This is a genomic window from Halobellus sp. EA9 (assembly GCF_051195055.1).
Classification (GTDB): Archaea; Halobacteriota; Halobacteria; order Halobacteriales; family Haloferacaceae; genus Haloquadratum; species Haloquadratum rubicundus.
The window spans coordinates 294655-308799 of sequence record NZ_JBNTJW010000002.1 but is presented as its reverse complement, the minus strand read 5'-3'; the positions used below and the strand labels follow the sequence as shown (position 1 = coordinate 308799).

15 protein-coding genes are annotated in these 14145 nt (G+C 70.0%); 6 read left to right on the top strand and 9 right to left on the bottom strand.

Annotation, left to right across the window (positions count from 1 at the left end):
* On the top strand, positions 1–558 hold the full coding sequence (locus ACQUQ0_RS04410; protein WP_435183402.1) for a GNAT family N-acetyltransferase: 558 nt from the start codon (positions 1–3) through the stop codon (positions 556–558).
* Between the two features lie 19 nt (positions 559–577).
* Here the strand turns inward: ACQUQ0_RS04410 and ACQUQ0_RS04405 are convergent, their stop codons facing one another.
* The gene (locus ACQUQ0_RS04405; RefSeq protein ID WP_435183401.1) at positions 578–1162 is read right to left on the bottom strand and encodes a transporter; all 585 of its coding nucleotides are present in this window, start codon (positions 1160–1162) and stop codon (positions 578–580) included.
* Between the two features lie 59 nt (positions 1163–1221).
* Positions 1222–1680: a pyridoxamine 5'-phosphate oxidase family protein gene (locus tag ACQUQ0_RS04400; protein WP_435183400.1), complete on the bottom strand. Its 459-nt coding sequence runs from the start codon at positions 1678–1680 to the stop codon at positions 1222–1224.
* Between the two features lie 101 nt (positions 1681–1781).
* On the opposite strand from ACQUQ0_RS04400, the gene ACQUQ0_RS04395 reads away from it, so the two are divergent.
* Entirely contained in the window at positions 1782–3278 is a 1497-nt protein-coding gene (locus tag ACQUQ0_RS04395; protein WP_435183399.1) for a replication factor C large subunit, read from the top strand.
* Between the two features lie 8 nt (positions 3279–3286).
* On the opposite strand, the gene ACQUQ0_RS04390 is transcribed toward ACQUQ0_RS04395, so the two are convergent.
* From ACQUQ0_RS04390 to ACQUQ0_RS04370, 5 genes are all read right to left on the bottom strand, one after another.
* Entirely contained in the window at positions 3287–3826 is a 540-nt protein-coding gene (locus tag ACQUQ0_RS04390; protein ID WP_435183398.1) for a hypothetical protein, read from the bottom strand.
* An 89-nt stretch (positions 3827–3915) separates the two neighbouring features.
* Positions 3916–4650: an amino acid ABC transporter ATP-binding protein gene (locus ACQUQ0_RS04385; protein WP_435183397.1), complete on the bottom strand. Its 735-nt coding sequence runs from the start codon at positions 4648–4650 to the stop codon at positions 3916–3918.
* A complete protein-coding gene (locus ACQUQ0_RS04380) occupies positions 4643–5473 on the bottom strand; it encodes an amino acid ABC transporter permease (protein WP_435183396.1) in 831 nt (276 codons plus the stop codon). The genes ACQUQ0_RS04385 and ACQUQ0_RS04380 overlap by 8 nt, the downstream gene beginning before the upstream one ends.
* Positions 5474–5504: 31 nt before the next feature.
* Positions 5505–6392 (bottom strand): basic amino acid ABC transporter substrate-binding protein, encoded by an 888-nt coding sequence (locus tag ACQUQ0_RS04375; RefSeq protein ID WP_435183395.1) that lies wholly within the window; start codon positions 6390–6392, stop codon positions 5505–5507.
* Between the two features lie 143 nt (positions 6393–6535).
* Positions 6536–7378, bottom strand: a complete 843-nt coding sequence (locus tag ACQUQ0_RS04370; RefSeq protein ID WP_435183393.1) for a COX15/CtaA family protein — start codon at positions 7376–7378, stop codon at positions 6536–6538.
* Positions 7379–7498: 120 nt separating this feature from the next.
* On the opposite strand from ACQUQ0_RS04370, the gene ACQUQ0_RS04365 reads away from it, so the two are divergent.
* Both ACQUQ0_RS04365 and ACQUQ0_RS04360 read left to right on the top strand, forming a co-directional pair.
* A complete protein-coding gene (locus ACQUQ0_RS04365; protein WP_435183391.1) occupies positions 7499–8620 on the top strand; it encodes a M24 family metallopeptidase in 1122 nt (373 codons plus the stop codon).
* Positions 8621–8725: 105 nt separating this feature from the next.
* On the top strand, positions 8726–10969 hold the full coding sequence (locus ACQUQ0_RS04360) for an NADP-dependent malic enzyme (RefSeq protein ID WP_435183390.1): 2244 nt from the start codon (positions 8726–8728) through the stop codon (positions 10967–10969).
* Between the two features lie 88 nt (positions 10970–11057).
* Here the strand turns inward: ACQUQ0_RS04360 and ACQUQ0_RS04355 are convergent, their stop codons facing one another.
* Positions 11058–11750 carry a ribonuclease HI gene (locus tag ACQUQ0_RS04355; RefSeq protein WP_435183388.1) on the bottom strand — a complete coding sequence of 231 codons (693 nt, stop codon included), beginning with the start codon at positions 11748–11750 and terminating at the stop codon, positions 11058–11060.
* Positions 11751–11870: 120 nt separating this feature from the next.
* Between ACQUQ0_RS04355 and ACQUQ0_RS04350 the strand changes: the two genes are divergently transcribed.
* Positions 11871–12395, top strand: coding sequence for a CBS domain-containing protein (locus ACQUQ0_RS04350; RefSeq protein ID WP_435183386.1), 525 nt, complete (start codon positions 11871–11873; stop codon positions 12393–12395).
* Positions 12396–12483: 88 nt separating this feature from the next.
* The gene (locus tag ACQUQ0_RS04345) at positions 12484–13413 is read left to right on the top strand and encodes a DMT family transporter (RefSeq protein ID WP_435183384.1); all 930 of its coding nucleotides are present in this window, start codon (positions 12484–12486) and stop codon (positions 13411–13413) included.
* Positions 13414–13453: 40 nt separating this feature from the next.
* On the opposite strand, the gene cmk is transcribed toward ACQUQ0_RS04345, so the two are convergent.
* Positions 13454–14068, bottom strand: coding sequence for a (d)CMP kinase (cmk, locus tag ACQUQ0_RS04340; protein ID WP_435183383.1), 615 nt, complete (start codon positions 14066–14068; stop codon positions 13454–13456).
* Positions 14069–14145: the final 77 nt, after the last annotated feature.

Below are 14145 nucleotides of genomic sequence, written 5' to 3'. Positions count from 1 at the left end.
ATGACTGGCGAGGCGGACGCGGGCGACGGCGACATCGACATCCGACCGTACGATCCGGCGCGCGACGACCGCGCGCTGTGGGCGCTCAAGACGGGGTTCGAGCGCGGGATCGGCGCGGGGACCGGCGGCGACGAGAAGGAGAGCGCTTACAAGGCGAAGCTGACCGACGACTACCGCGAGCGCTGGCTCGCGTGGGTAGAGCGGTGCGTCGACGAGGACCCCGGCTGCGTCGTCGTCGCCGACGCGTCAGCGGCCGATACGGAGTCGGACAGGACGAGCGAGGGCCGCTCGCTCGTCGGCTACGCGTTCGTCCTCCCCGACTCGCTCTCGTTCGTCTGGGACGCCGCCGTCCTCAACGAGATCCACCTCGCGCCCGCCTCGCGCGGGACGGGCGTCGCCGACGACCTCTTCGAGGCGGCGCTCGCCTGCGCCCGCGGGCAGGACCTCCCGCTCGACCGGATGGTCCTGGACGTCGACCGCGAAAACGAGCGGGCGCGGGCGTTCTACGAGCGCTACGGCTTCGAGCACTGGGGCGAGATGGTCGCGCGCGGGCTGTGAGCCGAGGTCGGCCGTTCGATCACTCCCCGGACGCGAACGAGCCGAGCGCGCCGCCGACGGCCCCGAACACGAGCGGGTAGACGATCCCCGCCAGGAGGATCGCGGTCACGAGCGTCGGCCCGGCGTCGGTGTCGCCGACCGAGATGGCGAAGAAGAACGCCCCGACGGCCGACAGCGGGAGGTACGCGACGACCGCCGTCGCGCCACCGACGGCGCCCGACAGGAGGTCGTCGCTCCGGCTTGCGACCGCGACGAGCGCGCCCGCGAGGACGAGCAGGACCGGCGGCACGAGGAAGAGCCAGCCCGGGAAGGTGTCGCCGCGGCCGACGAGGTTCACCGCGCTGGACCCGAACAGGCCGGGGATCTCGGTGGTGACGAAGTGGGCGTTGAAGAACACCCAGCCGACGAGCTTCCAGGTGCCGGGGTCGCCGGTGGCGATCTCCAGGATCCGGGCCGCAAAGGAGTTCGCGATCTGCTGGCCGGTCACGGCGTAGGTGAGCGCGTAGCCGATCAGGTACGACAGGAGCCCTCCGACTCCGCCGTACAGCACGGTTCGACCGTCCGGTGCGATGCCCTGCGACGGCGACGGCTCGGGGCGTGACATCGCTTGGGCGTGAGCGCGCTCCCGTAGGAATCTTCTGGTCGAAAGCGGGCCGCGGCCGCTCACTCGATCCCGATCGAGGGCTTCTCGCGCCGCCCCGTGACCTCCTCGGCGTCGAGGCGGTAGAGCTGGTACGCCAGGTCCCGCGCGGGCTCGTCGTAGATCGTGAAGTAGGGGATGTCGATCGCGCGGATCGACTCCACGATGGTCCCGTCGATGGCCGCCTCGGGCACCTCGGTGAGCGGCCCGCGGACGACGACCGACGCCCAGCCGTCGTCCCCCTCGACGGCGACGACGAGCGCGGCGCCGTCGGACCGCGAGACGAACCGGCGCTTTTCGGACTCCTCGGCGTACCCGAACCGGAGGTACACCGCGCGCTCGTCGGCGTCGTAGCCGTACGACATCGGGATCGCGTACGGCTCGTCGGCGTCGGCGAGCGCCAACACCCCCACGCCGCCGGTGCCGAGCAGGTCGTCGATCGCCTCGCGGTCCATCGCGACCGCACTGTCGTCGTCGCTCATACCCGACGGTTCGCCCCGTTCGGTCATAAAACATCGCGTGAGTAACAGGACTGGCGACCCCCTCCGCAACCACTAAACGCGCCTCCGACCACGTTCCGGTAATGACCGACTGGACGGAGACGTACCGCCCGACGACGCTCTCGGAGGTCCGCGGCAACAACAAGGCCCGCGACGCCCTGCGGGAGTGGGCCGAGACGTGGGAGGACCACCGCGAGCCCGTCGTCTGTCACGGCGCCCCGGGCGTCGGCAAGACGTCGGCGGCGCACGCGCTTGCGGACGACATGGGCTGGGAGGTCGTCGAGCTGAACGCCTCCGACGAGCGGACCGCCGACGCCATCGAGCGCTACGCCGGGCGCGCCTCGCGGAACGCCACCCTCTCGGGCTCGGCCGGCGGCGACGGCGGCGGGCGACAGCTCGTCGTGATGGACGAGGCCGACAACATCCACTACCAGTACGACCGCGGCGGCGCGCAGGCGGTCACGCAACTGCTGAAGGACGCGAATCAGCCGATCGTCCTCATCGCCAACGAGTACTACGAGATGTCCCAGGGCCTGCGGAACGCCGCACGGGAGATCGAGTTCCGCGACGTCTCCGCGCGGTCGATCGTGCCCGTCCTGCGGGACATCCTCCGGAAGGAGGGGATCGGCTTCGACGAGGAGGCCCTAGAGCGGATCGCCGAGGCGAACAGCGGCGACCTCCGGGCGGCCGTGAATGACCTCCAGGCGAGCGCCGAGGGGACGGACCACGTGACCCTCGACGACGTCACGACCGGCTCGCGCAACCGCGCGGTGGGGCTCTTCGAGTTCCTCGACGCCGTGCTGAAAGAGGAGCCGGCGCAAGAGGCGCTCCAGACCGCCTACGACGTCGACGAGACGCCCGAGGACCTCCTGAAGTGGGTCGAGGACAAGGTCGGCCTCATCTACGAGGGCGAGGAACTGGCGCGCGCCTACGAGTTCTTCGCGAACGCCGACGTCTGGACGAGCCGCGTCTACGCCACCGACTACGACTACTCCTGGTGGCGCTACGCCACCGACAACCTCGCCGGGGGCGTCGCGGCCGCGCGCGACCACACCCGCGGCGGCTGGACCCGCTACGGCGGCGCGCCCTACCGCTCGACGCGGGATTCGACCCGCGACGAGGTCGTCCGCGCGATCGCGGAGTCGGGCGGCTTCTCGATGTCCACCGCCCGCCTCGACGTCCTGCCGTTCCTCGCGGCGATGACCCACCACTGCAAGCCGCGGGACCTCACGGTCGCGATGGCCGCGTGGTACGACCTCGACGAGGCCGCCGTCTCCTATATCACCGGCAGCGGCGAGACGACGAACAAGGTGCAGTCGATCGTCGAGGACGCCGCGGACCTCCGGGCGGACGCGGTCGAGGAGCACGCCGGCGGCGCGTTCGCCGGCGGTCGGAGCGAACGGGAGCGCGGCGACGGAGCCGACGAGACCGACGGCGACGGCGACAGCGACGACACCCAGCAGACGCTCGATGCGGACGTGATGGACCGCGAGAGCGACGACGGCGGCGACGAGTCCGAGAGCGAGGCCGCCCAAGCGGCCGACGACGACGGCCAGGCCGGGCTCTCGGACTTTATGTAAGCTGACGCTCACGCGACCGAGCCGGACCGATCGAACCGGGTCGCCGTCGCGTCGACCACGACGCCGAAGAGCGCGCCCGGGACCGCCAGGAGCGCGCCGAGGACGGCGCCCAGGACGTTCCCGGTCAGGAGTAGTCCCGCGAGCGCGCCCCCGATTCCACCGGCGGCGTACCCGGTCGTGGCACACCACACGGCCCGCGCCGAGCCGGTCTCGCGGAGCAGGACCGTCGCAAGGGCACCGAGGGCGATCGGGCCGCCCTCGAAGACGAGCGCGACGAGCAGCCCGACGAGGATCCCGCCGAGCGTGAAGCGGGCGAGCCCGAACGCCGCCGCGAGCGAGAGGTCGGGCGTGCCCGGGTTCGTGCCCGACCACAGCGAGGCGATGCCGACGACGACCGCGAGCGCGTGGACCGCCAGGAGCGTCGGGAGGAGCCGGCGACCGGTCAGCTTCGCGACGAGCAGACCCACGCCGGCGAGGAGGGGGAGGGCGAGCGCGACGGCCGCCGCGCCGAGGAGGGCGACGAAGCCGGCGCCGGGGACGTTGGTCATACGCAAGGCTACCGAACCGACCAGTAAGTGCTTTGTCGGGAACGAAACGGCGGCGGGGGCGGGGGCGGGGGCGGGAGCGGGCTCGCCGCTCAGAGGATCTTCGAGAGGAACCGCTCGCCGCGTTCGGTCTGGGGGTCCTCGAAGAACGACTCGGGCGCGCCGGTCTCGACGATCCGGCCCTCGTCCATCAGGACGACCCGGTCGCCGACCTCGCGGGCGAAGCCCATCTCGTGGGTGACGACCATCATCGTCATCCCGTCGTCGGCGAGCTCGCGCATCACTTCGAGCACCTCGCCGACGAGCTCGGGGTCGAGCGCGCTCGTCACCTCGTCGAAGAGCATCACTTTCGGGTCCATCGCCAGCGCGCGAGCGATCGCGACGCGCTGCTGTTGGCCGCCCGAGAGCTGATTCGGGTAGGAGTTCGCCTGCCCGAGCAGGCCGACGTCTTCGAGCAGTTCCTCGGCCCGGCGCTGGGCCTGCTCCTTGTCGATGCCGCGGACCTTTCGCGGGGCGAGCGTGACGTTCTCCAGGGCGGTCTTGTGCGGAAAGAGGTTGAACGACTGGAAGACCATCCCGATCCGTTGCCGAAGGCGATTGATGTCGCCGTCGGGGTCGGAGATGGACTGGCCGTCCAGGCGGATCTCGCCCGCCTGGATCTCTTCGAGGCGGTTCGCACACCGCAGCAGCGTCGACTTCCCCGAGCCCGAGGGCCCGACGAGGACGCAGACCTCGCCGTCTTCGATGTCCAAGGAGATCTGCTTGAGGACGTGGGTGTCGCCGAAGTACTTGTCGATGTGATCGAACTCCAGGAGGACGTCACTCATTCGTCTCACCGCCCCAGTCGGCGCGGTCTTCGAGGTACTCCACGAGCCGGCCCATCGGGATCGTGATCGAGAGGTACGCGATCGCGACCAAGACGAGCGGCGTCCACGGGTCGAACGTCGCGCTGTTGACGTCGCGGAACTGCTGGATCAGTTCGGGGATCGCGATCACCGTGAGAAGCGAGGTGTCCTTCACGAGGATGATTTGGTCGTTGCCGACCGCCGCGAGCGCGTTCCGCCAGGCCTGCGGGATGACGACCTCGCGCATCGCCTGCACGTAGCCCATCCCGAGCGAGCGCGCGGCCTCCATCTGGCCGTCGGGGACCGCGCCGATCCCGCCCCGGACCGCCTCGCCGACGTACGCCGCGTGGTTGAGCGTCAGCGAGATGATCGCCGTCGGGAGCCCCCAGTTCTGGACCGGGAACGTCCCCGGCCACAGCGTCGGGATCCCGAAGTAGACGACGAAGATCTGGAAGAGCAGCGGCGTCCCGCGGAAGAACTGGACGTAGGCCGCCGAGATGCCGTTCGTGATCCGGGTCTTCGAGACGCGCGCGAGCCCGACGAAGATGCCCGAGGTGACAGAGAGGACGCTGCTCGTGACGACGATGCCGATCACCAGCCCGTAGGCGCCGATGAACTGCGGGAGGATCGTCGGAATCAGCCCGTAGTCGACCTGTGTCGTGAGGATATAGAGCACCAGGAGGACGACGCCCAGCGCGAAGAAACTCGACAGGCCGACGCCGAGGTACTTCAGCGCCCGGTCGTCGAAGAAGCCGTCGGCGACGGCGTTGGCCTCCGGCGATGCGCTCGAATATGAGTCTGCCATAGCTGAGTCGAAAGCGCGGAGTGACTTGGAACTATCCCGCGAAGTACTTCGAGTAGATCTCGTCGTAGGTGCCGTTCTCCTTGATCGCGGCCAGGGCCTCGTTGACGCGCTTGCGGAAGGCGTCGTCGTCCTCGCGGAACGCGATACCGTAGTTCTCGATGGTGAGCGTCAGGTACGGCGGGGCCTGCTGGTCGCTCTCGGCGGCGACGCCGTCGCCCTTGAGGAAGACGACGTCGTCGCGCTTGTTCGCGAACTCGGCGTTCACGGTGTTGTCGTTGATGACGGCGTCGACCTGGCCGTTGATGAGCGCCTGGAACGCGCCGTTGATCTGGTCGTACTTCTTGAGATCGAGGTCGCCGCCGAACTCGGATTTCAGTTCCTCGGCCGCGTTGGCGCCGGTCGTTCCCTTCTGGACGCCGACCGGACGTCCCTTCAGGTCCGACTTCGAGGAGATCGAACTCCCCTTCCGGACGATCACAGTCTGGTACGCCGTGAAGTACGGGTCCGAGAAGTCGACCTTCTGGTCGCGGGTCTCGTTGATCGTCATCGCGGACATGATGACCCGGAAGTTGTTGTTGTTCAGCGAGGGGATGATCGAATCGAAGCTGGTGGCCTGGAACTCGTAGTCGACGCCGAGTTGACCCGCGAAGATCGCCTCGGCGATCTCGACGTCGAACCCCTTCAGTTCGCCCGAGGTCGTCTCGTACTCGAAGGGCCGATACGGGATGTCCGAGCCGATCGTGACCGTCGAGGGAACGACCGATTCGGTGGTCTCGGCCTGGGTCGTCGATTCCGTGGAGCCGCCGCTTTCGGTCGTCGATTCGCCGGACTGACCGCTCGATCCGCCGCCGGTACAGCCAGCCACGAGACCGCCGGCCAGGAGTCCGGTCCCGGTCTTCAGGTACGTCCGTCTGTCCATAACACCATCCCGTTATAGAGAGGAATATAACAACGTTCCGCTTCGATACACGTCCGTCCACTCATCGATACCCTTTCCGACCGGTCGTCTGCTATCGCTGACCCCACCGGACGATAGTTCACAATCGCCTCGGGCTGATCCGGTCAGTCGCCGCCGGGAACGCCCCGGGAGCCGGGTGCGTCGCCGCCGCGGCGCGCGGCGATCCACGCGAGCGCGACGAGGGCGAGCGCGGCCAGCGTCCCGCCGAGGGAGACGTACTGGAGCGTCCCGCCGTACACGAGTCGGCCGACGACGAGCAGCGCGACGACGACGAACGCCGCCGCTCCCGCCAGCCGCCGGACGCGCGCGGCGGCCGCGTCCGCGGACCCCGCGGGGCGGGTCGCCGACCACACCGCCGCCGAGAGGAGCGCCGCATAGGTAGCCAGGCCGAGCAGGTAGTAGACCGCCTGGACGGTCGGCCCGAACGTGACGAAGGCGTGCGGCGTCAGAACGACGAGCACCGGGAGGAGGACGCCCGCGGCGGCGAGGGCCGTCCGCGCGCGGGTCGGCGTCGCGTCCGAGTCGCCGTACGCCCACGCCGCGGCGAGCGCGACGCCGGTGAAGATGAGCGACGCGGTGCTGAAGTGCGCCAGCAGGACGACCCACTGGTAGGTCGTCACCGTGAGCGCGCCGAGGATGATCTGGGAGGGCAGGAGGAGCGTCGCGCCCGCGAGCGCGGGGCGGACCCGGCGGTCGGCGCCGCGGCGCCACGCGGAGACGGTCGTCCCGAGGACGACGAACCCGGTGATCATCGCGACGAGGCGGTGGAACCACTCGACGAAGCTGCTCCAGTTCGCCGGGAACAGCCCGAGGAAGCCGTCACAGAGCGGCCAGCGCCCGGCGCAGGTCAGCCCCGCGCCCGACGCCGCGGTGTACACGCCAAGCACCATCAGAATCCCCGTGAGCGCCGCCGAGACTCCGACGAGACGACGAAGACGCGCGTCCATACTCCCGGGTCGGGCCCGGAGCTACTTGAATCGCTCTTTCGGTTCGGGCAGGTGAGAACGGCCCCTCCGCGGCGGCCGCGTTTCGACACGTTTCAAACCCCGGCGACGAAACGCGGGGGTATGACAGCCGAGACAGGACGGCTCGACCACCGGCGCGAGCGCCTCGCCGAGTTCCTCGACAGCGAGGGCCTCGACGCCGTCTGGTTCGGCCGCCCGAACTCATTCGCCTGGCTCACCGGCGGGAGCAACGTCGTCAGCCGCGCCGCCGACGTGGGGGTCGCCGCCGCCGGCTACACGCGGGACGACGGATTCGTCGCCGTCACCGACAACATCGAGGCCGAGCGCCTCGCGCGCGAGGAACTCCCCGACGCCGTCGACGTCTCGTCGGTGCCGTGGTACGAGTCGTCGCTCGCCGAGGCCGTCGCGGACGCCACGACGGGCGACGGCGCGGCCGACTTCGACGTCCCCGGACTGGGGGAGATCGACGCGAGCAGGCTCCGGCGGCCGCTGTCGCCGACCGACTGCGAGCGGTACCGGTCGCTCGGCCGCGACGTCGCCGACGCGCTCGAACGGGTCGCGCGGGAGCTCCAGCCGGGCGATACCGAACACGAGGTCGCGTCGGGCCTGCGCGTCTCGCTCGCGACCCGCGGGGTCGAGGCGCCGGTCGTCCTCGTCGGCGGCGCCGAGCGCGCGCAGTCGTACCGCCACTTCACGCCCTCCCGGAGCGAACTCGGCGGGTACGCGGTGCTCTCGGTGACGGCCGAGCGCGGCGGCCTCCACGCCAGCGCGACCAGAACCGTCGCGTTCGCGGACGCGCCGGAGTGGCTGTCCGACCGCCACGAGGCCGCGATGCGCGTCGAGGCGACCGCGCTGGACGCCACGCGGCGGGCGGTCGACGCCGACGACGAGCGGACCGCGGGCGACGTCTTCGAGGCGATCAGCGGCGCCTACGACGCCGTCGGCGAACCCGGCGAGTGGCGGAAGCACCACCAAGGCGGCGCCGCCGGCTTCGCCGGCCGCGAGTGGTTCGCCGCGCCCGACGGCGACGAGCGGGTCGAGGCGCCGCTCGGCTACGCGTACAACCCGACGGTCCGCGGGGCGAAGTCCGAGGACACCGCGCTGCTCACAGAAGGGGGAATCGAGGTCATCACCGAGACGGGCCAGTGGCCGACCGAGACCGTCGGGTCCTGTCTCGACGACGGTTTCGAGGTCGAGCGGCACGCGGTCCGCAGGCTCGACTGAGCCGAACCGGGGGCCGCGACGACTCGCCTCCGAGTTACTCTTCGTCGTCTGTCGAATCACCGTTCGACAGATACCTTTTTTTGTGCCGCTGTCCTCGCCGCCGCTATGGGACTCGACGACGACGCGCGGGAGTATCACCGCGAGGATCCTCCCGGCAAGATCGAGATTTCGACGACGAAGCCGACGAACACGCAGCGGGACCTCTCGCTGGCGTACTCCCCGGGGGTCGCCGCGCCGTGTCGCGACATCGACGCGGACGCGAACCGGGCCTACGAGTACACCGCCAAGGGCAACCTCGTCGGCGTCGTCTCGAACGGCTCTGCGGTCCTGGGCCTCGGCGACATCGGCGCCCAGGCCTCGAAGCCCGTGATGGAAGGCAAGGGCGTCCTGTTCAAGCGCTTCGCCGACATCGACGTGTTCGACGTCGAACTCGACCTCGACGACCCCGGCGGGATCGTCGACACCGTGCGCGCGATGGAGCCGACCTTCGGCGGCATCAATCTGGAGGACATCAAGGCCCCCGAGTGCTTCGAGGTCGAATCGCGCCTGCGCGAGGAGGTCGACATCCCGGTCTTCCACGACGACCAGCACGGCACGGCCATCATCTCGGGCGCGGCGCTCCTGAACGCCGCCGACGTCGTGAGCAAGGAGCTCGACGCCCTGAACGTGGTCTTCTCCGGCGCGGGCGCGTCCGCGATCGCCACCGCGCGCTTCTATACCTCCCTCGGCGTTCGGAAGGAGAACATCGTGATGTGTGACTCCTCGGGCGTCATCGGGACCGATAGAGAAAATCTCAACGAATTCAAATCCGAGTTCGCCACAGACACCGACGACGAGACGCTCGAAGACGCGATCGACGGCGCCGACGTCTTCGTCGGCCTCTCGGTCGGCGGCATCGTCTCCCAGGAGATGGTCGCCTCGATGGCGGAGAACCCGATCGTCTTCGCGATGGCGAACCCCGACCCCGAGATCAGCTACGAGGACGCCAAGGCCGCCCGCGACGACACCGTGATCATGGCGACCGGCCGCTCGGACTACCCGAACCAGGTCAACAACGTCCTCGGGTTCCCGTTCATCTTCCGCGGCGCGCTCGACGTGCGCGCGACCGAGATCAACGAGGAGATGAAGCGCGCCGCCGCCGAGGCGCTGGCCGATCTCGCGCGCCAGGACGTCCCCGACGCCGTCGTGAAGGCCTACGGCGACCAGCCGCTCCAGTTCGGCCCCGACTACGTCATCCCCAAGCCGCTCGACCCCCGCGTCCTCTTCGAGGTCGCGCCCGCGGTCGCGGCGGCCGCGATGGAGTCGGGATCGGCTCGGACGGAGGTCGACCTCGAAGCCTACGAGGAGCGCCTCGAAGCCCGGCTCGGCAAGTCCCGCGAAATGATGCGCGTCGTCCTCAACAAGGCGAAGTCCGATCCCAAGCGGGTCGCGCTCGCGGAGGGCAGCGACGAGAAGATGATCCGCGCCGCCTACCAGATGCAAGAGCAGGGCATCGCCCACCCCGTGCTGGTCGGCGGCGCCGACGAGATCGTCGCGACGGCCGCGGACCTCGGCCTAGACTTCCAGCCGGAGGTCGCAGACCCCTGGGACGGCGACTGGGACGACTACGCCGACCGCCTCTACGAACTCCGCCAGCGCGAGGGCATCACCAAGCGCGAGGCCCACGAGCTGGTCCGCGGCGACAGCAACTACCTCGCCAGCGTGATGGTCGAACAGGGCGACGCCGACGCGATGCTGACGGGGCTGACCCACCACTACCCCTCGGCGCTGCGGCCGCCGCTCTCGATCATCGGCACCGCGCCGGACGCCGAGTACGCGGCCGGCGTGTACATGCTGACGTTCAAGAACCGCGTCATCTTCGCGGCCGACACGACGGTCAACCTCGATCCTGACGCCGACGTGCTGGCCGAGATCACGAAGCACACGGGCGAGCTCGCCCGGCGGTTCAACGTCGAGCCGCGCGCGGCGATGCTGTCGTACTCGAACTTCGGCAGCGTCGACAACGAGGGGACGAGAAAGATCCGCGACGCCGTCGAGTCGCTCCACGGCGACGACGACGTCGACTTCCCGGTCGACGGCGAGATGCAGGCCGACACGGCTGTCGTCGAGGACATCCTCAACGGCACCTACGAGTTCTCCGAGCTCGACGAGCCCGCGAACGTGCTCGTCTTCCCGAACCTGGAGGCGGGCAACATCGGCTACAAGCTCCTCCAGCGGCTCGGCGGCGCCGAGGCCATCGGGCCGATGCTCGTCGGGATGGACAAGCCGGTCCACGTCCTCCAGCGGGGCGACGAAGTGAAGGACATCGTCAACCTCGCGGGCGTCGCCGTCGTCGACGCACAGGAGTAGGGAGGATCATAACGTCTATTGCCACTGTTTACCGCTGGTTCGCCACCCCGTCCCGGCGAACCGCGGTAATGACTGGCAATAGACGTTATCAGTCGCTGGCGCGTCCCTCGAACCGCGACGGCGGCGGGTACTGGGGCTCGGTGTCGCTCGCGCCCTCCCCGGTCGTCGACCGGCCGGCGTCGCGGGCCTCGGCGGCCCGGTCGGCGCCGATCGGCTCCGGGATCACACAGCGGTCGGCCCGTCGGTTCACGTGGGCGTACTCCTCCGGGGCGTTCGCGAGCGGGTGAGCGGGGTTCTCACGGCCGTCGATCCGCGCCGCCCGGAGTTCGGCGAAGCCGGCGATCCGAGCGCAGATGCCGCGCCAGTGGGTCTCGCTGCCCGGCGGGACACGCTCTCGGCCGCTGGGCCGCCAGTCGGCGGCGCCGCCCCCCGCGAGCACCTCGCCGTTCACCGCCGCGGCGAGGGCGTCGTGGTCGACGAGGACGCCGACGCGGGCGTCAGCGGGCGCTCGGGCCGCCAACACGTCGAGTCCGAGGTGGAGCGCCCGGTACTCGGCGACGTTGTTGTCGGGCGCCGTGTCGGGAAGGGACAGGCGGGCGACGCGGGTGCCGTCCCGCGCTTCGATGACCACCCCGAGCCCCCCCGCGTCGCCGTCGCGGCGATACGAGCCGTCGGTGGCGACGTAGAAGTGTCGGTGGTGGGTGCGCGGGGGGTGTGCGATGTGCGGCGTCGGCGAGTCATCGAACAGGTCACGGAGCGTCGAACGGCCGTGAGCGGCCATACGTTCACTATCTCGCGCTGATTCTTAAATATGACCCAGAGCGCCGGGCGATTCGACCGCCGACGGCGCGGCCGATCCGCACCGGAATTGTTAGCCGGCCGGGCGACGAACCGCGTCGGTATGGCCCGCATTTCCGAACTGACCGCGCGCGATCTGATGACCGGGGACGTCGAGACCGTCTCGCCGGACGACGACGTGAGCGAGGTCCTCGGCCGGCTCGCCGAGGCGGAGTTCAACGGCTTCCCGGTCGTCGACGACGACGGCGCGCTCGTCGGCATCGTGACCCAGCACGACCTCGTCGGCCTCTTCGAGGTCCAAGAGCGGACGCTGTGGATCCCCGTCGGCTTCCCGCCGTTCATGGAGACGCTCACCTACGCGATCGACGTCTCCTGGGACGACCTCGACCTGGGGATCGACCTCCTCCGGAACGCGGACAAGCCGATCCGGGAGGTGATGACGACGGAAGTCGTCGCGGTCGGCCCCGAGACGCCGCTGGACGACGTCCTCGATCTGCTGGCGGACGACGAGCGCGACATCAACCGCCTGCCCGTCGTCGAGGACGATCGCGTCGTCGGCATCGTGGCCCGCCAGGACGTCATCCGCGCGATCCGCGACGAGCGGCGGGCCGCCGAGGCGGACGCGTAACGCAGACGCGGGCGGGGAGCCGACGACCGAAACGGAGTGACCCCCCGCGAGACGAAACGTTGAGGGCAGAGCCGAGCGGACGTCCGCTGTGACCCGCTACCGGAACCTCCTGCTCTTCGTCCTGCTCGCCGCGGCGTGGGGGTCGGCGTTCATGGCCATCAAGGCCGGGCTCGCGTACATCCCGCCGGTCCTCTTCGCGGCGCTCCGCTACGACGTCGCCGGCGTCCTGATGCTCGGCTACGCGTTCTACGCCACCGACCAGCCGATCCCAGAGAGCCGCGGCCAGTGGGCGCTCGTCGCCGTCGGCGCGACGCTGCTCATCGCCGGCTACCACACCCTGCTCTTCATCGGCGAGACCGACCCCGCGGTCACCTCGGCGGCCGCGGCCGTCATCGTGAGCCTCAGCCCCGTCCTGACCACGGGCTTCGCCCGGCTGTTCCTCCCGGACGAGCGGCTCACGGCCGTCGGCATCGCCGGACTGCTCTTGGGCCTCGTCGGCGTCGTGATCCTCTCGAACCCCGACCCGGACAATCTGCTCGCCGGCGGCGCCGTCGCGAAGCTCCTCATCTTCGGCTCGGCCGCGGCGTTCGCGCTCGGCTCGGTCCTGACCCGCCGGATCGAGGCGTCGCTCCCGATCGAGACGATGGAGGCGTGGTCGATGGTCGGCGGCGCGCTCATCATGCACGGCGTGAGCCTCGGCCTCGGGGAGTCGCTCGGCGATGCGGTCTGGAACGCCGAGTCGCTGGCGGCGCTCGCGTACCTCTCCGTGGTCGCGAGCGCGCTCGGCTTCCTGATCTACTTCGACCTGCTGGACCGGCTGGGCCCGATCGAGATCAACCTCGTCTCCTACGTCGCGCCGATCGCCGCGGCGCTGGCGGGCTGGGCCGTCCTCGACGAGGTGCCGACGGTCTACACCGCGGCGGGCTTTCTCGTCATCTTCGCGGGGTTCCTGCTCCTGAAGCGGCGGGCGATCCGCGGCGAACTCCCGCGGGTCCGGAAGCTGGTGTCCCGGCCCTAGAGTAGAGACAGACGGGGAACGGCGACGGCGCCGGCGACGGTTACAGCTCGATGTCGTCGGTGTGGAACGCCCCCTCGTCGACCTCGGGATCGTACTCCTCGACCGCGGTGAGGACCATCTCCAGGGTCGCCTCGGGCGTCCAGCGGGCGGTGTTGATCGAGAGGTCGTAGAAGGACTGGTCGGTGACGTCGATGTCGTAGTAGGACTTGTAGCGGCCGGCCTCGCTGACCTCGCGGACGCGCATCTCGGCCTCCATCTCGTCGCGGTCGCGGGTCCGGTCGACGCGGACCTCCTCGGGCGCGTCGAGCCAGATCCGCAGATCCGCGCGGTTGCCCGCGAGCCACCCCGCGAGGCGCGATTCGAGGACGAACGGCTTGTTCGCGGCGCCCCACTTCTCAGCGATCGTCCGGAGGCGGTGGTCGAGCGCGTGGTCGATCTCGTCGGTCTCGTCGGTCTTCGCGATGAGCTGGGACAGCGAGAGGTCGCGCTCGTCGGCGAGCTGTCGGAAGATGTCGCCGCCGGAGACGTACCCGCAGTCGAGGGCCTCCGAGAGCCCCTCACAGAGGGTCGTCGCCCCACAGCCCGGCGGTCCCGAAACCGTCACGAAGAGGTTGCTGTCGACCGACCGGGCCGTCGGGACGTCGTCGTCTGTCATAGATATCCGGGACTTATTGCGGGAGCACAAAAAGCCGCTGAAGCGCGCTCTCGCTCGTCCCGCGGGAGCAGTTGCCG